This window comes from Alteribacillus sp. HJP-4 (assembly GCF_042139015.1).
Taxonomy (GTDB): Bacteria; Bacillota; Bacilli; order Bacillales; family Marinococcaceae; genus JBHIKY01.
Window position 1 is genome coordinate 40,428 of record NZ_JBHIKY010000019.1, and the last position, 24,731, is coordinate 65,158.

General features: G+C 41.0%; 23 protein-coding genes. 12 read left to right on the plus strand and 11 right to left on the minus strand.

The annotated features are described in order from the left end of the window. Positions 1 to 130: 130 nt before the first annotated feature. The 3 genes from ACE4RR_RS15905 to ACE4RR_RS15915 form a co-directional block, all read right to left on the minus strand. A complete protein-coding gene (locus ACE4RR_RS15905) occupies positions 131 to 1,078 on the minus strand; it encodes an alpha/beta hydrolase family protein (RefSeq protein ID WP_375536418.1) in 948 nt (315 codons plus the stop codon). A gap of 69 nt (positions 1,079 to 1,147) precedes the next feature. Continuing rightward, a complete protein-coding gene (locus ACE4RR_RS15910; protein WP_375536419.1) occupies positions 1,148 to 1,687 on the minus strand; it encodes a chromate transporter in 540 nt (179 codons plus the stop codon). Further along, positions 1,684 to 2,238: a chromate transporter gene (locus tag ACE4RR_RS15915; protein ID WP_375536420.1), complete on the minus strand. Its 555-nt coding sequence runs from the start codon at positions 2,236 to 2,238 to the stop codon at positions 1,684 to 1,686. Before ACE4RR_RS15915 ends, ACE4RR_RS15910 begins: the two co-directional genes overlap by 4 nt. Before the next feature lie 114 nt (positions 2,239 to 2,352). Between ACE4RR_RS15915 and ACE4RR_RS15920 the strand changes: the two genes are divergently transcribed. The 7 genes from ACE4RR_RS15920 to ACE4RR_RS15950 all read left to right on the plus strand — a co-directional run bounded on the left by ACE4RR_RS15920 (position 2,353) and on the right by ACE4RR_RS15950 (position 9,576). After that, entirely contained in the window at positions 2,353 to 3,840 is a 1,488-nt protein-coding gene (locus tag ACE4RR_RS15920; RefSeq protein WP_375536421.1) for a sucrose-6-phosphate hydrolase, read from the plus strand. A gap of 200 nt (positions 3,841 to 4,040) precedes the next feature. After that, on the plus strand, positions 4,041 to 5,462 hold the full coding sequence (gene treP / locus ACE4RR_RS15925) for a PTS system trehalose-specific EIIBC component (RefSeq protein ID WP_375536422.1): 1,422 nt from the start codon (positions 4,041 to 4,043) through the stop codon (positions 5,460 to 5,462). A gap of 84 nt (positions 5,463 to 5,546) precedes the next feature. Continuing rightward, entirely contained in the window at positions 5,547 to 7,226 is a 1,680-nt protein-coding gene (gene treC / locus ACE4RR_RS15930; protein ID WP_375536423.1) for an alpha,alpha-phosphotrehalase, read from the plus strand. A gap of 11 nt (positions 7,227 to 7,237) precedes the next feature. Further along, complete coding sequence (gene treR / locus ACE4RR_RS15935; protein ID WP_375536424.1) at positions 7,238 to 7,945, plus strand: trehalose operon repressor; 708 nt, start codon at positions 7,238 to 7,240, stop codon at positions 7,943 to 7,945. Continuing rightward, the gene (locus tag ACE4RR_RS15940) at positions 7,942 to 8,160 is read left to right on the plus strand and encodes a hypothetical protein (RefSeq protein ID WP_375536425.1); all 219 of its coding nucleotides are present in this window, start codon (positions 7,942 to 7,944) and stop codon (positions 8,158 to 8,160) included. The genes treR and ACE4RR_RS15940 overlap by 4 nt, the downstream gene beginning before the upstream one ends. A gap of 21 nt (positions 8,161 to 8,181) precedes the next feature. Then, entirely contained in the window at positions 8,182 to 9,117 is a 936-nt protein-coding gene (locus ACE4RR_RS15945; protein ID WP_375536426.1) for a PD-(D/E)XK nuclease family protein, read from the plus strand. Positions 9,118 to 9,192: 75 nt separating this feature from the next. Continuing rightward, a complete protein-coding gene (locus ACE4RR_RS15950; RefSeq protein WP_375536448.1) occupies positions 9,193 to 9,576 on the plus strand; it encodes a DUF6884 domain-containing protein in 384 nt (127 codons plus the stop codon). A 21-nt stretch (positions 9,577 to 9,597) separates the two neighbouring features. On the opposite strand, the gene ACE4RR_RS15955 is transcribed toward ACE4RR_RS15950, so the two are convergent. Beyond that, on the minus strand, positions 9,598 to 11,214 hold the full coding sequence (locus ACE4RR_RS15955) for a long-chain fatty acid--CoA ligase (RefSeq protein WP_375536427.1): 1,617 nt from the start codon (positions 11,212 to 11,214) through the stop codon (positions 9,598 to 9,600). A gap of 13 nt (positions 11,215 to 11,227) precedes the next feature. Further along, complete coding sequence (locus tag ACE4RR_RS15960; protein ID WP_375536428.1) at positions 11,228 to 11,995, minus strand: SDR family NAD(P)-dependent oxidoreductase; 768 nt, start codon at positions 11,993 to 11,995, stop codon at positions 11,228 to 11,230. A gap of 215 nt (positions 11,996 to 12,210) precedes the next feature. On the opposite strand from ACE4RR_RS15960, the gene ytvI reads away from it, so the two are divergent. Beyond that, positions 12,211 to 13,326 carry a sporulation integral membrane protein YtvI gene (gene ytvI / locus ACE4RR_RS15965; RefSeq protein ID WP_375536429.1) on the plus strand — a complete coding sequence of 372 codons (1,116 nt, stop codon included), beginning with the start codon at positions 12,211 to 12,213 and terminating at the stop codon, positions 13,324 to 13,326. Positions 13,327 to 13,418: 92 nt separating this feature from the next. Here ytvI and ACE4RR_RS15970 read toward each other — a convergent pair whose 3' ends face one another. The 3 genes from ACE4RR_RS15970 to ACE4RR_RS15980 form a co-directional block, all read right to left on the minus strand. Further along, positions 13,419 to 14,786 carry a hypothetical protein gene (locus ACE4RR_RS15970; RefSeq protein WP_375536430.1) on the minus strand — a complete coding sequence of 456 codons (1,368 nt, stop codon included), beginning with the start codon at positions 14,784 to 14,786 and terminating at the stop codon, positions 13,419 to 13,421. Between the two features lie 119 nt (positions 14,787 to 14,905). After that, on the minus strand, positions 14,906 to 16,315 hold the full coding sequence (locus ACE4RR_RS15975) for a sucrose-specific PTS transporter subunit IIBC (RefSeq protein ID WP_375536431.1): 1,410 nt from the start codon (positions 16,313 to 16,315) through the stop codon (positions 14,906 to 14,908). 77 nt (positions 16,316 to 16,392) lie between these two features. Next, positions 16,393 to 17,379 (minus strand): LacI family DNA-binding transcriptional regulator, encoded by a 987-nt coding sequence (locus ACE4RR_RS15980; protein ID WP_375536432.1) that lies wholly within the window; start codon positions 17,377 to 17,379, stop codon positions 16,393 to 16,395. Positions 17,380 to 17,633: 254 nt separating this feature from the next. Between ACE4RR_RS15980 and ACE4RR_RS15985 the strand changes: the two genes are divergently transcribed. Next, entirely contained in the window at positions 17,634 to 18,671 is a 1,038-nt protein-coding gene (locus ACE4RR_RS15985; RefSeq protein WP_375536433.1) for a peptidoglycan-binding protein, read from the plus strand. A gap of 287 nt (positions 18,672 to 18,958) precedes the next feature. On the opposite strand, the gene mnmH is transcribed toward ACE4RR_RS15985, so the two are convergent. Next, positions 18,959 to 19,975 (minus strand): tRNA 2-selenouridine(34) synthase MnmH, encoded by a 1,017-nt coding sequence (gene mnmH, locus ACE4RR_RS15990; protein WP_375536434.1) that lies wholly within the window; start codon positions 19,973 to 19,975, stop codon positions 18,959 to 18,961. A 203-nt stretch (positions 19,976 to 20,178) separates the two neighbouring features. Between mnmH and ACE4RR_RS15995 the strand changes: the two genes are divergently transcribed. Next, the gene (locus ACE4RR_RS15995) at positions 20,179 to 21,696 is read left to right on the plus strand and encodes an aldehyde dehydrogenase family protein (RefSeq protein WP_375536435.1); all 1,518 of its coding nucleotides are present in this window, start codon (positions 20,179 to 20,181) and stop codon (positions 21,694 to 21,696) included. 252 nt (positions 21,697 to 21,948) lie between these two features. Here ACE4RR_RS15995 and ACE4RR_RS16000 read toward each other — a convergent pair whose 3' ends face one another. Continuing rightward, a complete protein-coding gene (locus ACE4RR_RS16000) occupies positions 21,949 to 22,872 on the minus strand; it encodes a ketopantoate reductase family protein (RefSeq protein WP_375536436.1) in 924 nt (307 codons plus the stop codon). Between the two features lie 203 nt (positions 22,873 to 23,075). On the opposite strand from ACE4RR_RS16000, the gene ACE4RR_RS16005 reads away from it, so the two are divergent. Further along, positions 23,076 to 23,507, plus strand: coding sequence for a hypothetical protein (locus ACE4RR_RS16005; protein ID WP_375536437.1), 432 nt, complete (start codon positions 23,076 to 23,078; stop codon positions 23,505 to 23,507). Between the two features lie 3 nt (positions 23,508 to 23,510). On the opposite strand, the gene ACE4RR_RS16010 is transcribed toward ACE4RR_RS16005, so the two are convergent. Then, positions 23,511 to 24,200: an MBL fold metallo-hydrolase gene (locus ACE4RR_RS16010; protein ID WP_375536438.1), complete on the minus strand. Its 690-nt coding sequence runs from the start codon at positions 24,198 to 24,200 to the stop codon at positions 23,511 to 23,513. Between the two features lie 106 nt (positions 24,201 to 24,306). On the opposite strand from ACE4RR_RS16010, the gene ACE4RR_RS16015 reads away from it, so the two are divergent. Then, positions 24,307 to 24,663, plus strand: a complete 357-nt coding sequence (locus ACE4RR_RS16015) for a DUF1499 domain-containing protein (RefSeq protein ID WP_375536439.1) — start codon at positions 24,307 to 24,309, stop codon at positions 24,661 to 24,663. Positions 24,664 to 24,731: the final 68 nt, after the last annotated feature.

Sequence of the window (24,731 nt, forward strand, 5' to 3'; positions counted from 1 at the left end):
TGATAAGTAAAGTATGGCGCCTTGTATGAGCATAAAAAAAGGTGTGTTTGTTTTAACGCTTACAATCAAATCAAAAATAAGCCTGCGCTGCTGAAATATTCAGCAGCGCAGGCTATAAAAATATACTTTTCTAATCAGATAAAATATGCTTTAAAATCCAGGGCTGAATAATATCATATAACTCAGAGGCAATGGCCTCCCTGCCATATTTCCTGTAAAGCCTTTTTGCAGTAAGGATGGATGGTTCTTCTTCTTGAATTCTCAGAATATGATTCATGTTATCAATGACATGTACTTCCGCTGCTCCGCCCGCAGCTGCTGCTATTTCACTTACGTCTTCCCCTTTTACCTGGACATCTCTTGAACCATTTACCGCCAATATTGGAATACTTAAATTTTCTAATGACATTGCCGGGGAAAAATTTGAATGCTCTTTGAACCATTTTGCATTAATTTTAGAAATACCCTTCAGTCTGTAGGTATCATTTTCTGATTGAATCGTTTTTTGAATAAACTTTTGATGCTTTCGCTTTGAATTATGATGAACTCCTGCTGTGCGAAGCAGTTTGTATTGAAGCCCCTGGCCGTGCTGCACTTCCACTTCAAGATCCTCCGTTTGAGTCAGCAGAATATCCAGTAATGGCCGCGATGAAGAAGCAAGCAGTATTAATCCTTTCACTTCTGATTTTTCTGCGATGGACGGAGCAATCATTCCTCCTTCACTGTGACCGACAATAAATATCTTATCGCTGTCTGTCGCAGGATGGGCTTTAGCAAAGGCAACTGCAGCCGCGGCGTCATCTATCAGATCTTCCATTCCTGCTTCTGCATATACTCCATCGCTTTTGCCTGTCCCTCTTTTATCGTATCTCAAACTGGCAATGCCCTGACCGGCAAACCAATCTCCGAGACGGTTAAAAACATTCAGCTTCAAACCCCGCGTATTCTCATCACGGTCCAAAGCACCGGAGCCATGAATAAACACTACTGCCGGAACCTTTTCATTTCGAGTGTGCCCGGGCAGTGTCAATGTGCCTCTCAGCGTTCCATTTCTTTCAAAATCAACCTGTTGAATCATGAAATTACACCCCTCATCGCAATCGTGTATTATTACTCAATTCCTTCCTGCAGCATGTAATAAACATCCTTAAGAAGCGGGTGCGAGAAATAATCCACCGTACAATAAACCAGCTGCGATCACAAACGCGGGATGCACCTTCCATTTCTGCAGTGCAAAAAAGGTCCCTGCCCCAACAATAATTGTATGGAAAAAACCTGCGGTTAAAATCGCTTCATCGAAAAACTGAAAAGAAATTATACCGAGCAGCACAGCGATCACCGGCCGAACGAGGCTGCTCATATTTTTCACCTTTGGAGAATCTTTATGTCTCATTAAGAAACCAAGCATGATTATCATTAAAAATAAAGACGGTGCTACGGTTGCAAATGTTCCTACCAATGCGCCTGCCATACCCCCCACCTCATAACCGATATATCCGGCCATTTTCGTGGCAATCGGGCCGGGCAGAGCATTTCCGAAAGCGAGCACTTCACTGAATTCGCTGTTAGACATCCAGCCATAGTTTTCTACAACCTCGTGCTGAATGAGTGGAATGGATGCCGGCCCGCCCCCATATCCTAATATTCCCGGCAGGAAAAAAGCTATAAAAATATCAAAATAAATCATGAAGCTGCCTCCTCTGAGCTTTTATTTTTCTTAACAAGCGCATAAATGAGCACAGCTCCAATGATAAATCCAGGATGGATATTTAATACTCCTATCAATAAAATTCCGAGGCCGGTCAACACCAATACGGACAGCCAGCCTGCCGTTTGTTTCCCCTTCCAGAAGAACTGACAGGTTAACAATGCCATCATAACCCCGACTACAGGAAGAACTCCTCTGAGCATCCCCTGCACCCAGGGCTGTTCCTGGATAGAACTTAAAAAAGTAAACAATATTATCATTAAAATGATAGTTGGAAGAATAGATGCCGCTACCGCATTAACTAATCCCAAAAATCCGCCGATTCTATAGCCGATAAAGCCGGCAAGTTTTGTAATAATCGGTCCAGGAAGTGTATTTCCAAGAGCCAGTACATCACTGAATTCTTCATCTGTTAACCATTGATACGTAACAACTGCTTCTCTATGTAAAAGTGGAATGGATGCCGGCCCACCGCCATAGCCGAGCATTCCCGTTCGAAAAAAAGCGATAAAAATATCCCATTGCTTCACGTATTTTCCTCACTTTCTGCTATAGTGGTATGTGTCATCACTATGATTTAATTATTTTAGCATATTTGCGCTAGTATGATGATAGATTCCAAAGCGGAAAGGATCGGTAGAACAATGGAATGGTCACGAGAAATGCGTTACCGCCAAATGGAAAATGTATCTAAGGAAGAATGGAAACAGTTAAATGATCAGGTAAGCTCCTGTCCGTGGAGGCAGACTTACCATGTACAGCCGCCCACCGGCCTTTTAAATGACCCAAATGGGTTTGCTTATTATAATGGAGAATATCATTTGTTTTATCAATGGTTTCCGCTCGGGCCTATACATGGATTAAAGCATTGGTACCACACCTCCTCCATTGATTTAGTGAATTGGAAAGACAGAGGCACTGCCATCTTTCCCGATACAGACCTGGACAGCCACGGCGCCTATTCAGGAAGCGGCATCGTCCATGAAGATAAGCTTTACCTTTTCTATACAGGAAACTCAAGAGATGCTTCGTGGAACAGGCATTCTTATCAATGTCTCGCTGTCATGGATAAAAACGGCAGCATCATGAAACAGGAGCAGGCCGTTATCCCCGGCCCGCCCGACGGCTACACAGAGCATTTTCGTGACCCTAAAGTATGGGAGGAAAATGGCAGTTATTTTATGGTTATCGGTGCCCAGCGAAAAAATAAAACTGGTGCAGCCTTGTTATATACATCAACAGATATGCTGGACTGGAAGTTTAGGAATGAAATTAATACATCCTATAATACATTTGGATATATGTGGGAATGCCCGGATTATTTTGAACTCCAGAACAATGGAATTTTAATCTTCTCTCCCCAGGGTATAGAAGCAGAAGGTGATAATTTTCGAAACATTTATCAGTCCGGATATCTCCTTGGTCATAAACTAAATAAAGAAACTGGTGAGTTTTCCCATGAAGAGTTTGCAGAACTGGATTTCGGGTTTGACTTCTATGCCCCGCAGACATCTGTTACGCCGGACGGACGCAGAATTCTGGTTGGCTGGATGGGACTGCCGGACCTGAGTTATCCCACTGATAAACATATGTGGGCCCACTGCCTGACCCTGCCACGCGAGCTGACTATTCATAATAACAAATTATTACAAAAGCCTGCCGAGGAGCTGCGGCTGCTAAGACAGTCCAAAAAAACCACATCCCTACTGCTCGACAATCAAATGCTCCCTTTGTATACGTGGGAGGATTCCGCTTATGAACTGGATGTTCGTATAGAAGGGATTGAAGCTGGCATGGCCGGCATTTCGTTTTGTGCTGGTGAAACGGAAAAGACAATGTTTTATTATGATGCAGACCGGCAAAAGCTGGTCCTTGACCGAAGTCTCTCCGGCGAACCTGCATCTCCAGAATTTGGAACAACCAGATCAGTTCCTTACGATGAAAAGAACGTCAACATTAGGATGTTTGTTGATACTTCTTCCGTTGAAATATTTATAAATAAAGGAGAAGCCGTCTTTACTTCCCGCCTTTTTCCTTCACCGGACAGTAAGGGCATCCAACTTTTCAGCCATATAGGAGAAGCAGCTTTTTATATCACGAAGTGGTCTTTAAAATCAATTAATAAAGAATAGAATCTACTAATAAGGGTATCTCATAGATAAAAGATGAGATACTTTTTTTATTGACGAATTTGTATATACAAGTTATTATTTAACTCACATTGATTTGTATATACAAGTTTATGTAAGCGGATTTATTCACACAGAAAAAAATCTTAATAATCTGCAAAATTTTAACCGATGATTGAAAACGGTTACGAGGAGGAGAAGAAATGGCAAAAGTTACTCGCAAGTCTGTTGAAGAGATTATTGAAGCCATTGGCGGCAGGGATAATATCTCTTCTGTTACTCATTGTGTTACCAGACTGCGTTTTGCTCTGCATGATGAGAGCAAAGTAGACAAAGAAAAGCTTGAGAATATCGATATTGTCCGCGGGGCTTTTTCAACGAGCGGTCAATATCAAGTTATTATTGGACAAGGTGCCGTAGAGAAGGCTTATAAAGAATTGACCGAAATTACCGGAATTGAGCAATCCTCTAAAGAAGAAACTAAAGCTGCCGCGGAAAAAAACATGAATGTCTTTCAAAGATTAATTAAAACATTAGCTGACATTTTCATACCAATTCTGCCGGCTATCGTTACTGCGGGTTTACTGCTTGGGATTAACAACCTTCTTACGGGAGAAAATATCTTTTACGAAGATAACTCCATCGTCGGTGTTCATACTCAGTGGGCAGATTTTGCAGACATGATAGCAGTTATAGCCAATACGGCGTTTACTTTTTTGCCCGCCCTCATAGGCTGGTCAGCCGTTAGAAAATTCGGAGGCAACCCTTTGCTGGGTATAGTGCTTGGTCTTGTGCTCGTACACCCGGACTTACTTAATGCCAATGACTACGCGGATGCGAGCTCTGCAGGCGAAGTTCCAATCTGGAATTTGTTCGGATTTGAAATTGAGAAAATTGGTTATCAGGGACAAGTCCTCCCGATATTATTTGCATCATATGTAATAGCTAAAATTGAAATCTTTCTAAAAAATCGTGTTCCTGATTCCATTTCAATGCTGATTGTAGCTCCTGGTGCATTACTGCTCACTGGTTTTCTTGCATTTATCGTAATTGGTCCGATAACGTTTGCCTTAGGCAATGCGGTTACAGATTTCTTTATAGGTACCTTTAATACTTTTGCCGCTGTCGGCGGACTGCTCTATGGCCTTTTATACGCGCCGATGGTAGTTACAGGGCTTCATCACACATTTCTTGCAGTGGATCTTCAGCTTATTAACAGCGAGCAGGGAGGCACCTTCTTATGGCCGATTCTTGCTCTATCAAATATTGCACAGGGCTCTGCTGCTTTCGCGATGATGCTTGCGACCAGAGATGAAAAATTAAAAGGACTCTCCCTTTCTTCTGGTATTTCAGCATATCTTGGCGTTACAGAACCGGCTATGTTCGGGGTAAACCTCCGCTTTAAATTCCCGTTTGTATGCGCCGTGATCGGCTCAGCTATTGCTGCGATGTTTATTACTTCAAACGGCGTCCTTGCCACCTCTATCGGTGTAGGCGGGGTACCGGGGATTTTCTCAATCTTCCCGGAAAGCTGGATACCGTTCTTAATTGGAATGGCTATTGTTATCGTGGTTCCATTTGTCCTGACATTCGGCTATGTAAAAGTAAAAAGAATCAAGGTTTAGAATTATTTACCCTAAAAACCCATTAAGGAGAATGTAGAGCTGTCCTTAATGGGTTTATTCATAATTGAAAGGCTGGTGTCCCCCATGGAATGGTGGAGAAAATCTGTAGTGTATCAAATATATCCAAAAAGCTTTAATGATACGAATGGAAGTGGAGAAGGAGACATTGATGGAATAATTGAAAAGCTAGATTATTTGAACCAACTAGGTGTGGATATTATATGGCTTACACCAATATACCGCTCCCCTCAGGTGGACAACGGCTATGATATCAGTGATTACTATACCATTCATGAAGAATTCGGAACTATGGCAGATTTCGAAAGACTTCTCAAAGAAGCTCATAAGCGGGAATTAAAAATAATTATGGATATCGTGGTAAACCATACATCCACGGAACACAGTTGGTTTAAACAATCAGCTGCTTCTAAAGAAAATCCTTATCGTGATTTTTATATTTGGAAAGATCCCGTGAACGGTCAGGCACCTAACAACTGGCAGTCTAAATTTGGAGGTTCCGCGTGGAAATATGAGGTGAAAACGGGCCAATATTACCTTCATTTATTTGACGAAACCCAGGCAGATTTGAATTGGGAAAATGAACGGGTTCGTGAGGATGTTTACCAAATGATGACTTATTGGTTTGAAAAAGGCGTGGATGGGTTCCGTCTCGATGTCATCAACCTAATTTCAAAGGATCAGGATATTCCGGATGATGATGGAAGCACCGCTCCTGGAGACGGCCGCAAATTTTATACAGACGGGCCGCGTGCCCATGAATTTATGAAAGAAATGAATGATCAGGTGTTTTCTAAATATGACGTCATGACTGTGGGGGAAATGTCTTCCACGACAATTGATCACTGTATTAAATACACTAAGCCTGAGCGAAAAGAACTTAATATGACGTTTAATTTTCATCATCTGAAAGTTGACTATCCCGGTGGAGAAAAATGGTCACTTGCCGATGTCGATTTTCAAAAACTAAAAGATATCCTTTCCACCTGGCAGATCCGCATGCACGAAGGCGGCGGATGGAATGCTTTGTTTTGGTGCAATCATGATCAGCCGAGAATAGTAAGCCGCTACGGCGATGATCAGGTGTTTCATAACGAATCCGCAAAAATGCTTGCGACAGTCATTCATCTAATGCAGGGAACTCCATTTATTTACCAGGGAGAAGAATTCGGCATGACCAACCCAAACTTTGATCGTCTTACCGATTATCGGGATATTGAAACGTTAAACCATTATAATATTTTAAAAGAAAAAGGATATTCAGAAGATCAGGTTATGGAGGTCATTAAAGCCAGATCCAGGGATAATTCCCGCACCCCCGTCCAATGGAACAGCGGGAAAAATGCCGGGTTCACGACGGGGACTCCATGGCTTCCGGCAGCTCCTAACTATAAAGAGATTAATGCGGAAGCTGCCCTAAGCCAAAAAGATTCTATCTTTTATCATTACAAGAAGCTGATACAACTTCGTAAAGAGTTTGATATTATTACAAACGGCAATTATGAGCTTCTCGAACCTGAGCACGGGTCCGTGTTCGCATATACAAGAAATACAGACGATGAAACGCTATTAGTTGTTAATAATTTCTACGGCTCAGAAACCAGCTTCACTTGGTATCCGAAAACGGAAATCTCGGAAAAAGCCGAAATCCTTATTTCAAATTACAACGATGCTCCCGCGACTATAACCGATATTTCGCTGCGGCCTTATGAATCGTTTGCCGCGCTTATCAAAAAACGTAATTGACAGGGATAAATATGAGAAAAAAATATATTCGCATCTACGATGACATTGCTGAGGGCATCCATAACGGCTACTACGCTGAAGATTCATTACTTCCTTCAGAGCATATTCTAATGAAAAAATATGAAACGTCCAGAGAAACTATTAGAAAAGCTTTGAAGCTTCTTTCCGAGCACGGCTATATTCAAAAAATTCAAGGAAAAGGCTCAGTGGTACTGGGGATGGATAAGGTGGACTTTCCGGTATCAGGGCTTGTCAGCTTTAAAGAGCTTGCAGACAAATTAGGAGATAAGGTAACGACATTTGTCACTGCCTTTGAAATATCTGCAAATGACAATATTAGTTCTAAACATCTAGCTGCCGAAAAAGATATTTGGAAAATTGAAAGGGTCCGTGAAATTAATGGCGAAAAGATAATTTTGGATAAGGATTATATTATTAAAGACCTCCTGCCCGGACTCACTAAAGAAATCTGTGAAAATTCTATTTATGAATATGCAGAAAATACCGCCGGACTGATCATCAGCTTTGCAAGGAAAGAAATAACTGTGGAGAAACCTGATTCTAAAGACCAGGAGCTTTTGGACTTAAATAATTATGACAGTATCGTCGTTGTACGTAATTATGTGTACCTTGACAATGCCGTTTTGTTTCAGTATACCGAATCAAGACACAGACCTGATAAATTCCGTTTTGTTGACTTTGCCAGACGAAACAGATGAAACAAGTGACGTTCAGTGGCGGAAAAGCAACGGCTGAAAATCCCGCAGGCAGCAAACAGCCAGAGGAAGTTAAAGCGTTGCCCGCAAAAAAGCGTTCGCCTGAAGCAAATCGAATGATAAATAGAAAATATATGTTATTGTTGCTATTTTCTGTTGCGGTATGGACTTATGAAATTCATTCAACTATTTATATTTTGGAAATTTTGGTACCATGAATAATGAAATGAGGTGAGCTTTTGTTTGAAATAAAAACATATCCTGAATTCTCCTGGTCTCTCTCCAGACATAAAACGTTAATGCACTGTCCCCGTCAATATGCACATCAATACTATACTTCCCATAACGGCTGGCTGCGTGATGCTTCAAAAGAAAGTAAACAGGCATACCGTCTGAAAAATTTGACTAACCTGGAAATGTTTTTTGGATCTGCAGTCCATGATGTCATTGAAAAGCAAATAGATGAGTATTTAAACACTAGAATGATTCCAGATGAGAAAGGCCTGTTTGAAGATATACGATTGAAATTAAATAACGCGTTTATTGAATCTACACGAAAATATGACCTCTGGTATCAAAAACCGAAAAAAACCACTATGTTCCATGAAATTTATTATGGAAAAACGAAACAGCTGCCCTCAGAAAAAATTGAAAAAATAAAAGGACGCCATGAGGTTGCGGTAAAGCATTTCCTCAATAGTACATCCTTTAAGGAAATTGCCTATAATCCCAATATTGAATTTTTAGAAGCAGAAAAATTCCGTATTTTAAAAATTGGCAGTCTGAAAGTATTTGTAGTGCTGGACTTACTATACCGGGATCACTACAATAATAAATGGGTTATCGTCGATTGGAAAACCGGAAAACAATCTGAGGAAGACCCTTATCAGCTTGCCTTGTATGCATTATATCTACTAGAAGCTTTCCCAATTCCCGGACTCGATAATATTGTTATCCGTAATGAATATTTATTGGAAGGCACTCATGTAGAACACTCTCTTGATCCTGTAACTCTGGAAAAGGTTCAGGAGCTTGTCGGTGTCAGCGTTGATAGAATGACCGACTTTCTTGAAAGTCCGACTGAAAATAAGCCAATGGCTCTTGATGCATTCCCTCAAACTACAGATCAAAGAGCATGCAGCCGCTGCAATTTTTATGAGCTTTGCTTTTCATAGATTTATAGGCAGGGAGGGATCTGGATACTGGGGACTATATGTATTCTCCCATGTGGAAGAAAAAAAATATGGGACATTTATCCGAATACAGGACATGTCTCTGCTGCAGAAGCCTATAAAGGAACCCTGCATCATAAAACAAAACAATATGCTGAAAACCGAAATTTACCTTGGGTTATTTTATCAGCTAAACATGGATTCCTGAGGCCGGAAGATGTTGTGCCAAAAAATTATGACATCGGTTTTCATTTTCCAGCCAGTCAAGTAATCACTGCTGCAGAGCTTGCTCAACAATGGAAAAAGCTTAAGCTTGATTGTTTTCGAGAAATTGTACTTCTTGCCGGAAAAAAACACACAAAGGTGCTTCTTCCTCTTATTGGAGATGAGCAGACTCTTCTTCAACCGCTTCAAGGATCACGCGGTATAGGTGATATGCTTAAGAAACTAAATGAGGTTTAGGTATCAAATCAGTAGAGCTTACTACTTGAAATTGTAGTAGTGAGCTTCAAGATCTTTTCTGAGTGCCCGCTTTAAAAACTTCCCGACAGACGTCTTCGGAATTTCTTTCATAAAAATCACATCATCAGGAAGCTGCCATTTGCTGAATTGCGGACTAATAAATTCAATAATTTTCTCTTTGGATACTTTGTTGTTCTCAGGATCTTTCAGCACTACACAGGCAAGCGGTCTTTCCTGCCATTCGGGATGCGGCACGGCTATTACCGCCGCTTCATATACTTCTTGATGTGCCATAATTGCATTTTCCAGATCTACTGAAGAAATCCACTCCCCACCGCTTTTTACAAGATCCTTAGTACGGTCAACAAGCCTCAAATAGCCTTCTTCATTGATAACCGCCACATCTCCGGTATACAGCCAGCCGTCACGGAAAGATTCATTCGTTCTTTCATCTTTATAATATTCATCTGCAATCCACGGGCCTCTTATTAGAAGTTCGCCCATATCAGTGCCATTCCAATTCACTTCTCCGTTCGGGCCTATAATTTTTATTTCTGTCCCAGGTACTGCGAGCCCCTGTGTGGCACGCAGAGACAGTTTTTTTTCTTCATTGTACTCATTATGGTAGCTTTTTAATGTGGACACACTTACCAATGGACTTGTTTCAGTCATTCCATAAGCATGTAAAAACGGAATATTATAATCTTTCTCAAAGGTTTGAATCATTGCTGCGGGTGCAGCAGATCCGCCGCAGAGCACAGTACGAAGACTTTTTGTCTCATATTCCGCTTTTTCAAATTCTTTTAACAGCCCCATCCAGATAGTAGGCACTCCTGCAGTTATGGTGATACGGTATTTATCTATCAATTCAGCAAGAAGAGCAGGGTTGAACTGCGGTCCGGGCATAACCTGCGTGGTCCCAAACCATACTGCTGCAAACGGAAGCCCCCATGCATTCACATGGAACATAGGGACGACCGGCATCATGATATCTTTCTCAGAGAGGGCCGCACTGTCAGCCAGACCCAGAGACATACTATGTAGAACAATGCCGCGGTGGCTGTACATCACCCCTTTTGGTTTACCGGTCGTTGCTGAGGTATAGCACAATCCGGCATTTTCATTTTCATTGATTGATTTATTAAATTCTTTTAAGGGCTCAGCTTCTGAAAGCAGCTGCTCATATGAATAAACATTGGAAAGAGTGGTTTGTGGAAGTGCTCCATCTGCCATAACAATAAAAGCTTTCACTCTCGTAATCTCATTTTTAACCTCTTCAATTACGGGCAGTAAATCTTCATCGACTAATAGAATTTCATCTTCTGCATGGTTTACGATGTAAGCGATGTGCTCTGCCGGCAGGCGGATATTTATCGTATGAAGGACAGCACCTATTCCAGGTATAGCAAAATAGGCCTCAAGATGGCGATGATGATTCCAGGCGAAGGTCGCCACTCGCTGCCCCCGTTGAATGCCGAACTTTTTCAGTACAGTGGCAAGTTTTCTTGTACGCTCACCTACCTGTTCGTATGAGAAATGACTTATACCGGTGGCTGTTCTCGATACAACCTCTTTCTTAGGAAAATATCTTTCAGCTCTCTCCATTAGGTCTGAAATGAGAAGCTGCTTGTTCATCATAAAAATCCTCCTATCATTTTGGCGGCATTCGCAGGGCACCATCCAGCCTGATTGTCTCTCCATTCAGCATTGGGTTTTCGATTATCTGCCTGACAAGCATCGCAAATTCTTCGGTCTGGCCGAGCCTTTTGGGAAACGGTGTACTCTCCCCCAATTTATTCTTTGCTTCTTTTGGCAGGAAGTCCAGATGATGTGTATCAAAGGTCCCCGGCGCAATTGCCATCACCCGTACTCCAAAGCTCGCAAACTCCCGGGCTGCCGGGAGTGTTAAACCAACTACACCGCTTTTGGAAACACTATAGGCGGACTGGCCGACCTGTCCTTCGTATGCGGCGATCGAAGCTGTATTAATAACAATTCCCCGTTCGCCTTCTTCATTTTCTTGATTATGCTGCAATTCAGCTCCAACAAGACGAAGCATATTAAACGTCCCGACCAGGTTAATCTGGATAACTCTTGAAAAGTGCTCCAGGGAGTGTATACTTTTTTTATTAACGATTCTTTCTGCAACTCCTATTCTCGCACAATTAATAAGACCATGGAGGCCGCCCATTTTTTCCTTTCCTTCCATGACGGCTCTCTTCGCGCTTTCTTCTGAAGTAACATCAGTTTTTATAAAGTACGCATTTTTTCCAAGTTTATCTGAGAGTTTTTTACCATTCTGATCATTAATATCAGATATGATGACACGTCCTCCGTATTCTATAATCATTTCACATACAGAGGCCCCAAGACCTGCTGCACCTCCTGCAACAAGAAATACTTTTCCTTTAATCTGCATTTATTGACACTCCTTGTCATCATCCGATTAATTTTTTAAATACCTACGCTACCGACAATATTAGCTATGAAAGCGCTTTAATCCTGCTTTTTTTTGAAAAAATATTTTCGATTCTATGTCAGATGGTAAAACGACTATGAAAATGGGTACAATATGGATATGTGGTAAAACAAAACATGAATAGATTATTTCCAGAGAGATTTGAGGGGATGCCATTGAAAAAAGAGACAGGCTGGATGCTTCTGCGCTTCGTGCTGGTTGTGGTTGCAGCGATTGTGATCGTCTGGAGCATTATCAAAATTTTTTCTTTCACCTATCCTTTTTGGATTGCTGCTTTTTTTGCGTGGTGCTTAAAGCCCCTTTCGTCGTTTTTTCAAAAAAAACTTCGTCTGCCTGCAGGATTAGCAGCTTTAACCGCATTACTTATTGGCATCGCTGTGTTTGGAGGCGTTATTGCGGCGCTCGTCTATTTAATAATTGATAGTATTCAACGTTTTTCTGAAAGAGCGCCGGAGCTTATGGAGAAAGCCTTTTCTGATATCCAGGAATTTCTTGATCGGACCATCACTCCGTTTTTCAGAGAAGCCAGCGGCGTAGCGGAAGACATAGGTGAAGGTGAGGATTTCTCGGTCAATGACGGTCTCTCAGAAATAGGAGCTCAACTCGGCACTGCCATTTCCCAGGTGGCTCAGTGGGCTGCAGATGGTCTCACCCATCTCGTAATCAGTGTACCAACCTTTCTTGTGGCATTTTTGTTTATATTAATTGCCATTTATTTTATAGGGAAGGACTGGGATCGGATGACAGCCGGAGCAAAAGCGCACATTCCCACTTCCGTTCAGGATAAAATCCATCGTTTTCACCGGGCAATGTGGGTGAGGGTTTTTGGATATGTAAAGGCTCAGTTTATATTAATGACAGTCACAGGCATCATCGTATTTACAGGACTGACCATCCTTCAAATACAAGGGGCCCTGCTGCTTTCAATTATTGTCGGGGTTGCAGAGTTCCTGCCATATCTCGGCACAGGTACCATACTAATTCCATGGGGAATATTTCAAATGGTTACTGGTAACATTGTATTGGGGTTAAGCCTTATCATCCTCTATATTATTACGATGATTATACGCCAGACAATCGAACCAAAAGTGCTTTCCTCCAGTATGAACTTAAACCCTTTGGCAGTGCTTATTTCGCTGTTTGCCGGGCTTAAATTATTCGGTGCAGCTGGATTATTTTTCGGTCCGGCTTTTCTTGTTCTAGTCGTTATTCTGATCGATATTGGTGTAATCGAGGATCTCCGCAAATTTATCCGATACGGATTTACTTGAAAATAGACAAAATAATGCTGATTTTGATGCTTTTAAAACACTAATGAAAAACCCCGGTCTGCGTATGAGATCGGGGTCAATTTATATTCAACTTATAGAATGAGATAGCCGATTAATACACCGACACCACCGTACAAAACCGAAAAAGGCATATTTCTCCATGTTATGCGGTACGGATTTTGTTTAGTATTTTGTGCGGTCATTGTAACAGTAATTCCATATGTCCCCACCGCAACAGTTGCCAATGCACCAGTAATTAAGACAATGCCAATGCTTGCCGGATTCATGGTTTCATAGAGAGGCGGCAGTACTTCTATCAAAACACCAACCGTAGCGATGGGATGAACACCGATCATCGACATGGCAAGGTACATGAACTGAATTAATATCAGAATGAGAAGTGGTGTATCAGCAGCTGCTGAAAACGGCGCTCGGATAAGTTCAAGAAAAGGAGTCTCATTCAAACTGCTTGAAAAGAAACCAAGTGATAAGAATAAGACCACGAAATTCTGCATACCATTCGTTCTCATTTTCCATGTTTTCCAGCCAACTATCTTAAAACTTTTAAACCGGCCGATCACAGCGGCCCATAGAAACGCAAAAGGCACTATTACAAAGGTAACTGTTAATATAAAATTAAGTCCCGTGAGGTTGCCGAGTGTTAAAACAATTCCTAAAAATACTGCGAGCGCTAAGAATAATTGGAGAATTTGAATCAAGAGTTCTTTTATATCAATATTTTTATTATTTATCGTCCCTGCAGCCTCATATTCATAGGCTGCAAATCTTCTTTTCCCACACAGTGCATCAATAGCAACAACTGCCATGGAACAGAGAATGAGCCAGGGAAGATATGTCAAATACCCAACTCCAGTTGTATCAATGGTAATCGCCACCATGATCTCCATAGGACTCCAGGCCAGCGCCACAGCAAAAGCTCGAAGGGTTGTTCTGCTTACAAAGGAATCCCGCAATTTTTTTCTTAAACCAGACAGATTATCAAGCAGAACATGCTGAGCCAGCGGAAGGGCTGATAAGTTAATAAAAGAAACCAGAATGTACGTCGTGAATGAACTTCTCATGTAAAGCCTGCCTAAGTCTAATACATTTGCCTTTAGTAATTGATTAATTTTTCGATCAAATCTTCCAGCCCTGACAACACTGTTCATCCACGGCAGCACTGCCAGAAATGCCAGCAGCTGCATGTTAGAAGTCAGAAATATAGGGATATCAGATACCGGCAGTCCGCTCATCCAAAACAGCAGAGCACCCGTACCATTAAATACAATACCAAGAATTTTAAATAGCATCGAGGCTGTAATAAATGAAATAATTAGCATGGGAATAGCAAGAATTCCTGTGAAATACTGTAATTCATTACTATTAATAAATACATTTAATAAAAAAAGTCCTAATACAGCAGCAAACAGCAAATATCTATTATTTAATAAGTACCGCATATGATTTGTCCTCTCTCCAGCGTTCCCTTTCTTCAATCTTTTCATTTTCACACAAACCCTGCTGAAAAGAAAATCATATGCAATAAAACGCCCCGGCTGCTGCCGGAACGTTTTATAAATTATGCACTTTTTTCAATATCCTCTTTCATTTTATCGGAATAGCCGAATAACCAAGTAAGGAAAAAGGCCACGGCGACAGAAAGGAGATTGGCGAAAATATAAAGTAATATTTGCTCGTTAAGATAAAGTAATGTGCCGGGTATAACTGTAATTGCCATACCGGTCGCTTCAAGATTTACAAGCGAGGCAAAAAATCCGCCTGCTGCCCCGCCGATAAGCCCCATAATGAAAGGCTTCATATAACGAAGGTTGACCCCGAAAATGGCTGGTTCTGTTATACCTAGAAAAGCCGACAATGAAGACGGCAGTGCGAGAGCTTTCAGCTTCTTTGATTTCGTTTTTAATCCTACAGCTAAAGCTGCTCCTCCCTGAGCCGCTATTCCGCATGTAATGATCGCATTAAACGGATTACTGTCGTAAGCTTCAAGCAGCTGAATCTCTAAGAAATTAAAAACATGGTGAACTCCAGTAATTACAATAATTTGATGGAAAAAACCGATAATTAAACCACTGATGCCTAATGGTAAATCCAATATTGCCACGGTCGCTGCCATTACAGCGTTTTCCACCGCATGAAGCACCGGGCCTAAAACAAACATAGACAACAAAATCATTACCAATAATGTCAAAAACGGGGTCACAATTAGATCAAGCGCTTCCGGAACAGATTTTCTAACCCTCTTTTCAAACATAGCTCCAAGCATCCCTGCGATAAAAGCAGGAAGTACAGAGCCCTGATAACCAATTACCGGTATGATTCCGAAAAACATTAACGGCTCCTCTGCACCTTCTCCTACCGCATAAGCATCTGGCAGTGATGGGCTGACGAGCATTAAACCTAGTACAATTCCGATTACTGGACTGCCACCGAATACTCGGAATGCTGACCAGGCAACAAGAGCCGGCAGAAAAGCAAATGCAGTATCTGTAAGAACCTGTGTAAAAGTAACCAGGTTTTCCGGGACGGTGTCCGGTGTTAGTCCAAACCACGCCAGAACCTGCTCTTGAAGCAGGAGGCCCCGCAAGCCCATAAACAAACCTGTAGCTACAAGCACAGGAATGATAGGCACGAATACATCACCAAATGTTCTAATTGCCCTTTGAAAAAAATTTCCCTGCTTTGCAGCTTCTTTTTTTTGATCAGACTTAGTGCTTTCTGACAAGCCTAATTTGGTAACCTCATCATACATTCGATTGACTGTACCTGTTCCAAAAATCACCTGATACTGACCGGCATTGTAGAAGGCACCTTTGACTTTTTCTAAATTTTCTACTCTCTCCTGATCGATTTTTTCTTTGTCGTGCACCATAATACGAAGCCTGGTAGCACAGTGTGCAACGGAAGCAACGTTATCTGCACCGCCAACAGCCTCTATTAATTCCTCTGCAATCCGGCGATTTTCTGTCATCATTCTCTCTCCTTTTCGTACGTTATGGAATCGATTCCATAATTGATAATAATATATTGGAATCGATTACATTACAATCATAAACTATCTCTTTTTATTAGTCTATAACCCAACAGCTTTTTTTCAGTCTGACAATGAATATTTAATTTCTTCAGTAAATGTATTGCTGTTACCCTCCCCGCTTCGTTATTAAAATAATCGACCGTTGTAAGCGGCGGTGTTACATATTTTGACAGCTCTGATGCTCCTATTCCCGCTACCGCTACTTCTTTAGGAATGTTTATTTGCTTTTCCTTTAAAAATTCCATTGCCCCGATTGCCAGTCGGTCTGTAACAGCAAAAATTGCATCTGGTTTTCTGGCTGAAGTGCTCCAAATAGTTTGCATAGCCTCATAACCGGAATGAATATTAAACGTACCTTCCTCCATCCATGTATTTTCAATCGATAATTTGTGAAAGTGCATTCTATCTAAATACGCTTTTCTTCGAAGATGGCCGACAGCATTGTCTTTCTCATTAACTCCGATAAAGCCAATCCGCCCGCGGCCTCTATTGATGAACAGTTCTATGAGATCAGCCGCTGCATGATAATCATCATAAACTACACAAGTAATACCTGGAATGTCCTGACCAAGCGCAACTACAGGAACAGTTAAAGCTTTTATTTCCTCCTGGAGTCTTTGATCTGTGTTGGTAGCCATGATTATAATCCCGTCAACCCGTCTGCTTTGAAGCAGCTTCAAGTGCTCAATTTCCTTTTCAAGCTGTAAGTCAGAATTCGCCAATAAAATCTGGTAGCCGTGGGAACTGAGTTCTTCGTCGATTCCATGGACAACTCTGCTGGTGGTTTCCGTCGAAATTTTCGGTAGAATGACACCTATCACTTTTGTTCGTTTTGTACGCATAGCTTTTGCGTGTTCACTTGGTATATAGCCTGTTTCCTCTATTGCCCTTGTAACTCGTTCCTTTACCTCTTTACTGACATAGGTAGAATTATTAAGAACCCTGGACACAGTAGTCCTGGAAACATTGGCGATTTCTGCGATATCTCTTATTGTTACCATGAGGAATTTCCCTTTCATCGTAATATATAGATTCATTATAGGAACTTTTATAATAGTTTTACAAGATTATTGTACTATTTTGGATTATTCTATCGATTTTTATTATAGGAAGATTTCACTGTTTACAGACATATTTCAATTTGTTTAAATGCAGAATTTTGTCTTGAACTTACTATACATAACTTGATACGATGTGAATCGTCCCAGAGACAAACTAAACTATATTTCATTTTTGAAATTGGAGGTTTGAGATTTTGAAATTACATCAAAAAGTTTTCTCAGTTAAAACGCTGGGAGTTCCAGCTGTTGCTGCCGGCTTAGTATTTTTCGCCGGACCGGTAGGTACAGATGCCAGCGAACTAGGTGATACAGATTTAAAATCCGGTCATGAGAGCAGCGAAGTAGAATCACTTCAAGAGCTCCTCAACGAGAAGGGTTTGCTTGACTCAAGCAGCATAAGCGGTTCCTTCTCAGATGAAACAGTATCCGCCGTTGAATCCTATCAGGATGAGAACGGTCTTAGTGTAGATGGTATTGCAGGTCCTAATACATTAGGCGCTCTTGAAATTTTAGGTGAAGGCGACAATGGAGTGCTGGTTGAAAATCTACAAGAAAAACTAGACGAGCTTGGCTACTATGAATCTTCCATTGACGGAATTTTCGGGCCGAAAACTGATGAAGCAGTGACTGATTTCCAAAGCGCTGAAGACATAGGTGTAGATGGACTAGCTGGTCCTGAAACTTTTGGTGCATTAGTCAGCGCACTAAATACTCCTGAGTCTGATGAAACAGAAGAGAGCGAACCTGTTGAAGAATCAGAACCAGCTGAAGAGGAAGAAAGCAGTGAATCTTCTGAAGAAGCAGAAGAGTCTTCCGAACAAGAAAGCACTGAAGCACCAGAAGAAACGGAAGAAGCTGAAGAGACTTCTACTGAGGAATCTGAGAGCACTGAGTCTTCTGAAGACGTAGCTACAGAAACTTCTGACAGCGAAGAAGCAGAAGGCGAGTCCTTGCAAGTGGAAGCTACTGCTTACACTGCAAACTGTACAGGATGCTCTGGCGTTACAGCAACTGGTGTTGACTTAAATGCAAATCCTGATTCTAATGTTATTGCTGTCGACCCTGACGTCATTCCGCTCGGTTCTACTGTTGAAGTAGAAGGTCATGGCACATTTACTGCTGATGATACAGGCGGCGCAATTCAAGGCAATAAAATTGATATCTTTATGCCAAGTCAGAGCGATGCAGAAAGCTTTGGCCGCCAGACTCTTGACGTAACTGTAGTAGATTAATTATTATTACCCTCCCCCCTATAAATAAATGCCCTCCGGCGAATGCCGGGGGCGTTTTTTATACTTTAAGAAGTTTAATCTTCTTAAAGAGATCCAGTATAAAAAAGCTGATGCGGACAGGAGATCAGCTATTTCACCAAACTTCCTTCTTTTCAAAGGGTTGGCGGACATAGGGTACGCTATTTGCTGAAATGGTGTTGAAATCAGTCCTTCATTTTGCTAATAGCGGAACACACGTCCGGCAAAACCCAAAATGCTCGTGTTTATATTTTCACTATGAAATTAGTTCAATGAGAAATAATTTGTTCCTTATTAATTATTTTTTTAAACTGTGCCATGCCCTCTCTCCAATTATTCACACTTAATTGCACTGCTTTCTCCTCGTATTGCTTAAAAGCATGCTCATATCTTTCATCATAATAAAAACGAAGCAGGAGCATAGACACGTGATGGTAGTGCTCTTTTTTCATAGCAATAGAAATTTCTTCATATATATCCGGCTGTAGTTTAGATGATATTTTTTGAATACCTTCTTTTATCTCATTTTTAAAGGTTTTAGGGTCGTAGGTTTGTGTCAATATTTCAGCTCGTTCTTCAAGCGGCATAATCATTTCAATCCTGCGTCCGTTTGCCTTTCCTTCCAGGATAAAATCCGGGATAAAAATGTTCCCTATCCTTTTACTTTCCGCTTCAATGATAAAATATGAGCTGTCTTTCAGTTCTTTCAGCCGCTGCCAGAGCAATAATTCAAATTGTTTCTGGCTTCGTTTTTTCAGGCCTATCTGCCCGAAAGCTGATCCTCTATGGTTTGCGAGTCCTTCTAGGTTTATAACAGGATATCCCTCTTCTTGCAGTGCCTGTAAGATATTAGTTTTTCCTGTCCCGGTGCCTCCTGCCAAGACCACATACTCTCTTTGAGATAGTTTTTCTTTTTCAAAATCAGAAATGATATGTTTTCGGATCGAGCGGATTCCACCTTGTAATTGTGTACAAGAGATGCCTGTCGTCTGCATTAACGAAACAAAAGTACCGCTTCTCATACCACCTCTCCAGCAATATACTACTAACTCTTTTCCACCTGCTTCACTCTTTATTTCTAGAAGCTTTTCATACATTGAAGCAAGTTTTGGACCAACAATCGTCATTCCTTTTTTTATTGCCTCCTGCTTACCTTCCTGCTTATATATTGTACCGACTATGGCTCTCTCTTCATTATTAAAAAGTGGTATATTGACCGCCCCTGCTAAAGCATATTCCTCAAACTCTGCAGGTGATCTGACATCAATGTATTGTTTATCGCTCACGGGTAATTACTCTCCTTCATAAAGAAACAAGAAACTTGCCGTATCCTGCCGTTTACTGTCTACTATTTTATGCTTCTTTTGTAAAAGTCACAAGGTTCTGTACAATTCCTTTTATGCCAATGATGTTTAAGGATGGTTAAATGAAGGAAAAGTTCATAAGTAAAGCGAACGTTACTATGTAAATTGTGAAAGGGGTTTTTGTAATGACACCAGAGGCGATTGCACCTGCATACGGGACAAAAATCAATAGTTTTGAAGAGACTCACCAGACCGAAGTCCCGGATATTTACGAAAGAAGCCGGACTGCTTTTTCAGAATGGTCGAAACTGTCATTAAAGCAGCGCTTGTCTTATTTACAAAAAATGAGGGAGGTTATCGTAGACCTCCAGGAAGAAATTGCTGATATCGTTTCTCTTTCCACAGGAAAAACCAAGACCGATGCTCTTACTGCAGAAGTATTGGCCGCAGCGGACGCAATTAAACATGTAGAAAAAGAAGCTCCCAATGTTCTTGCAAAAGAAAAAGTAAAAACTCCAGTCCATTTTATGGGAAAGACATCTTACATTGATAGAAAACCACGCGGAACTGTGCTCGTTGTTTCACCATGGAACTTTCCATTCCAGCTCGCCTTCACTCCAGTTGCTGAGGCTTTAGCTGCCGGGAACACAGTAATATTAAAGCCTTCAGAAATTACACCGGTCGTAGGTCTTCTAATAAAAAGAATTATGAATATTCTGCCTGAAAATGTTGTACAGACTGTGATTGGCGGAAAAGCACTTGGAGAAGCACTAACAAAAGGCAGACCCGATTATATTCATTTCACCGGTTCTGTAGAAACAGGAAAAGAAATTCAGCAGCAGGCGGCTAAGCAGCTCATACCCACAACACTGGAACTGGGCGGTAAAGATGCAATGCTCGTATTTGATGATGCAAACGTTAAAAGGGCGGCAAAGGCAGCGGTATGGGGAGCTTTTAATAACAGCGGCCAAATCTGTCTTTCTGTAGAAAGAGTTTATGTGCAGGAAGGGATCTATGATGAATTTTTAGCAGAAATTAAATATGAAACTGCTAAATTACGGCAGGGAACACATATTGATGCAGACATAGGTTCGATGACGACCCAGGCTCAAGTAAATGTAGTTAAAAAACATGTCCAGGATGCTCTTGATAAAAATGCGGTACTGGAAAGCGGCAAAGTTCCTGATGAATGGAAAAGTAATGATCCGTTTATAGAGCCAGTCATTTTAACGAATGTAGATCACGGCATGCTTGTTATGAATGAAGAAACCTTTGGCCCAATAATGCCGGTTGCCACCTTTGCAACAGAGGAAGAAGCTGTTCAACTCTCCAATAATACAAGCTACGGTTTGGGGGGAAGTGTGTTTACCAGTGACATTTCTAAGGCAGAACGAATAACCAGTCATTTAATCACAGGAAATGTCACCATTAACGATGTTTTGATTAACGCCGCTAATTATAACCTCCCTTACGGAGGAGTCAATTACGGGGGTATCGGCAAATATCATGGACGAGAAGGGATTAAAAGCTTCAGTATTGAAACATCCGTTATGGTTGACAAAGGCACATCGGTAAAAGAAATTATGTGGTTCCCTTATGCAGGAAAGTACGATATCTTCAAAGAACTAATCGGTAATTACTGGGGTTCCCAGAGGAACTGGAAAGCCTTTATACAATCGTATATGCGGCTTTTGAAAAAATAAAAAAAGGATGGGACATAACGGTCTCTGAAGAGTAAAAAACGCTTCCGATTATCAAAATTGATAGTCGGAAGCATTTCGTTTAATTATATTTAGAATTATCTTGTGCTCTTGGCTGGGAAGAAAGAAAATTATTTATTGCAAAATCCAGACGATTCTACTGAATCTGTCTGGATTGTTTGTTAATTATGAGTTTTTCAAAAATGCTCTGTCAAAACGCTTCGCTTTCCGAGGGCATGGCTCAAGCCTCTTTTTTTATGATCCTTTATTTTCCCAGGGTTTTATCAGCCCGTAAATAGTCTCTGTTACAGGCATGGATAAATGGTTTTTTTTGGCAGCCCGAAGTGCACCTCCATGCAGGTGTTCAACTTCTAAATACTGTCCTTTTCTGAGATCTTGATGCATGGAGGAAGTCCCCTCCACAGGAAGATCTCTAAATTGGGCAGCTGCCTTTTCAACTGCTTCATCAGTAATGGAAGCACCCTCTTTAACTGCAAGTTCTTTCATTTCCTGCAATAATTTAATTGCCGTACGATAAGTACTTTTATGCTTTACGATCTCACCAATTGGCAGGCCGGCTGCGGTGGTGATGCCTGAGAAGGCCGAGATGAACATATACTTGCTCCACATTTGCTTGTGAATATTTTGATGGAGCTTTGCATTTACATTAACACCTTCGAAGGCATCTTCCATCTTCTTACAAATTGAATTTTGATTTTCTGACAGTTTTCCGAAATAAAGATCATGCTGCTCACTTGTATGTATAACATGTCCTCTTTCATCAAGAGTAGCAATAATATAAGCAAGCCCGCCGAGTACCTTCTCAGGTCCAAGCTCAGCTTGAAGAACCTCAATATGTTCCATACCGTTTAAAAGCGGAAGTACAGGTGCCCCCGTCTGCTGGACAAGTGTCTTTAATGCTGGCAGCGCTCCTTCGAGATGCTGACCTTTTATTGCAAGTAAAATTAGATCAGCGTAACCTGCCGCTCCCGGGGATTTCAATACATTTACCTCACTTGATTCAAAATTGCCTTTCGTACTCTGAATCTTTAGGCCATTTTCTATCAGCTGTTGAGCTCTTTTGCTTCTCACTAAATAACTCACATTATGATTACTTTCCATGAGCCTTCCTCCGAAATAAATGCCTAGAGCACCTGCTCCCTGAATAATAATGTTCATACATCTTCACTCCTAATTTTAGTACATTGACCATACTATATCTTATTTTTACAATCTCTTAAGTAAAACTTGGCTTATCGGCCGTTCTAAACGTCGAAAACCTCAGCTTTTCTAATACTTCATCATTTAAAATGAATTAAACTTAATAGTATAAAAAATACATATGTTAAAATAGGTAGACTACCTTGTAGGAGAGAAAAAGAATGCCAAAATTTCAACTAAAAGACTTTCATCCGAAAGTACTTTCTCAAAAACTAATAAATAGATTAAATCCACAGCTTTCTACAGATTCTGGAGAAAGTTCTCTCAGCCGAATGGAAAAAAGACGGCAGGAAAAAGAATCAAAGCTTGATAACAGTCTGTTTCGGGCCTCACTTTCAGCTTTCGTTATCATCTGTGTTCTATTAGCATGTATTCCGATTATTTACTTTTTGCCATGGCCGCAGTTATCGGAATGGTTTGTTTTTGTGCTTCTCGGGGCTCTTTTTATCTCGTTTTCCCTATCTGCCATCACAATAAAAAAACAGTCACGCTATGTGAAGCTGCCATATATGTGGGGAATCATGATTTTTTCGATATTATTATTATTGTTCTACCTTTTTATCTTAGTTTATTTCAGATTTTTACTTTCATAAATATCAGCCCGGCCTAACAGCGGCCTGTCTGCCGGCAAAATAAATTCCGCGATATACTTCATATTGGGCACCAGGTTTTTCAATATCTTCGCCATGTGTAATGGACAATAATGCTGGATTTAGCTCTTTCACGACTCTTCCACTTATGACAGCTTCATCCATATCTGCTGTAAACATTGAAATAGGCGGTGCCAGCCTGCCTCCTCTGGAAGTAAATAAATCACCGCCAATCAGAATGTTATCTCTTTCATGGTAATAAACGGTATGCCCTGGAGAATGCCCTGGTGTATGAATTGGAAGCAGTCCCATCATCGTATACATATTTCCAGCTTCATCAGAAGGGAGTGGCTTTATTAATTTTTCTCCCACATTTTTTTCTTTCTTTTTTCTTCCCGGATAAGGACTTTTTCCAGTAGCATAAGGAATTTCTTCCGGGTGGATATATACAGGGGTTTTTTTCATCTTTAATATGGACTGAATGCCGCCAGTGTGATCAGAATGGCCGTGTGTGAGTAAAATCATTTGGAGAGGGCCGTGCTCTTCGGCAAGCTTTAATAACGGGGCACCCATGTAACGCAGACCTGCATCAATAATTATTGACCCATATTCTGTTTTGACTGCCCAGGCACTCATTTTAATACCTGCCCACGTCTCTAATTTAAAAATATGTTCGGAAATCCGTATAACTTTCATAAATAACCTCCCCTTCCAGCTTAATGAAGAATTGCGGTTAACGTCAATTTTTACAGGGAACATTGAAATTAGTCTGAATAAATTAATTTTAGAAAGGAGTCTGTTTATGCTGCCGCCTTGCCCTTCCTCTCCTAACTGTATCACTTCCATGTGCGATCCCTCTGACAAAAAGCATTATGTTGAGCCGATTTTATTCAGAGGTGAAATGGAAGAAGCAAAACAAATGATCAGGCAGATCATCCAAGAAAATGAACAGGCTTCCCTCGTCCGGGATGATACTGATTATATTAAATCAATTTTTCGTACAAAACTGCTTCGGTTTATTGATGATGTGGATTTTTATTTCGGACAACAGGGTTATGTTCATTTACGGTCAGCCTCACGTATGGGATATTTTGATTTAGGCCAGAACAGAAAGCGGGCACAGGAGATTAAAAATGCATTTGCTGAGAAAGCAGATTGAAAGGGCCAGGGCGTAAGCGCCCTCAGCCCTTTCTATTTCTTCATCTGTCCTTTGTAGAGGCCTGTTTC

What these genes read in the sequence shown, in the direction of transcription:
- treC (WP_375536423.1), top strand. Translation starts at nt 5,547, where the DNA reads ATGGAATGGTGGAGAAAATCTGTAGTGTATCAAATATATCCAAAAAGC.
- ACE4RR_RS15980 (WP_375536432.1), bottom strand. Translation starts at nt 17,379, where the DNA reads ATGGTAACAATAAGAGATATCGCAGAAATCGCCAATGTTTCCAGGACT.
- ACE4RR_RS16000 (WP_375536436.1), bottom strand. Translation starts at nt 22,872, where the DNA reads ATGAACATTATTATTCAGGGAGCAGGTGCTCTAGGCATTTATTTCGGA.
- ACE4RR_RS15940 (WP_375536425.1), top strand. Translation starts at nt 7,942, where the DNA reads ATGAAACAAGTGACGTTCAGTGGCGGAAAAGCAACGGCTGAAAATCCC.
- ACE4RR_RS15920 (WP_375536421.1), top strand. Translation starts at nt 2,353, where the DNA reads ATGGAATGGTCACGAGAAATGCGTTACCGCCAAATGGAAAATGTATCT.
- ACE4RR_RS15970 (WP_375536430.1), bottom strand. Translation starts at nt 14,786, where the DNA reads ATGCGGTACTTATTAAATAATAGATATTTGCTGTTTGCTGCTGTATTA.
- treP (WP_375536422.1), top strand. Translation starts at nt 4,041, where the DNA reads ATGGCAAAAGTTACTCGCAAGTCTGTTGAAGAGATTATTGAAGCCATT.
- ACE4RR_RS15975 (WP_375536431.1), bottom strand. Translation starts at nt 16,315, where the DNA reads ATGACAGAAAATCGCCGGATTGCAGAGGAATTAATAGAGGCTGTTGGC.
- ACE4RR_RS16005 (WP_375536437.1), top strand. Translation starts at nt 23,076, where the DNA reads ATGCCAAAATTTCAACTAAAAGACTTTCATCCGAAAGTACTTTCTCAA.
- ACE4RR_RS15910 (WP_375536419.1), bottom strand. Translation starts at nt 1,687, where the DNA reads ATGATTTATTTTGATATTTTTATAGCTTTTTTCCTGCCGGGAATATTA.
- ACE4RR_RS15905 (WP_375536418.1), bottom strand. Translation starts at nt 1,078, where the DNA reads ATGATTCAACAGGTTGATTTTGAAAGAAATGGAACGCTGAGAGGCACA.
- ACE4RR_RS16015 (WP_375536439.1), top strand. Translation starts at nt 24,307, where the DNA reads ATGCTGCCGCCTTGCCCTTCCTCTCCTAACTGTATCACTTCCATGTGC.
- ACE4RR_RS15995 (WP_375536435.1), top strand. Translation starts at nt 20,179, where the DNA reads ATGACACCAGAGGCGATTGCACCTGCATACGGGACAAAAATCAATAGT.
- treR (WP_375536424.1), top strand. Translation starts at nt 7,238, where the DNA reads ATGAGAAAAAAATATATTCGCATCTACGATGACATTGCTGAGGGCATC.
- ACE4RR_RS15960 (WP_375536428.1), bottom strand. Translation starts at nt 11,995, where the DNA reads ATGCAGATTAAAGGAAAAGTATTTCTTGTTGCAGGAGGTGCAGCAGGT.
- ACE4RR_RS16010 (WP_375536438.1), bottom strand. Translation starts at nt 24,200, where the DNA reads ATGAAAGTTATACGGATTTCCGAACATATTTTTAAATTAGAGACGTGG.
- ACE4RR_RS15955 (WP_375536427.1), bottom strand. Translation starts at nt 11,214, where the DNA reads ATGATGAACAAGCAGCTTCTCATTTCAGACCTAATGGAGAGAGCTGAA.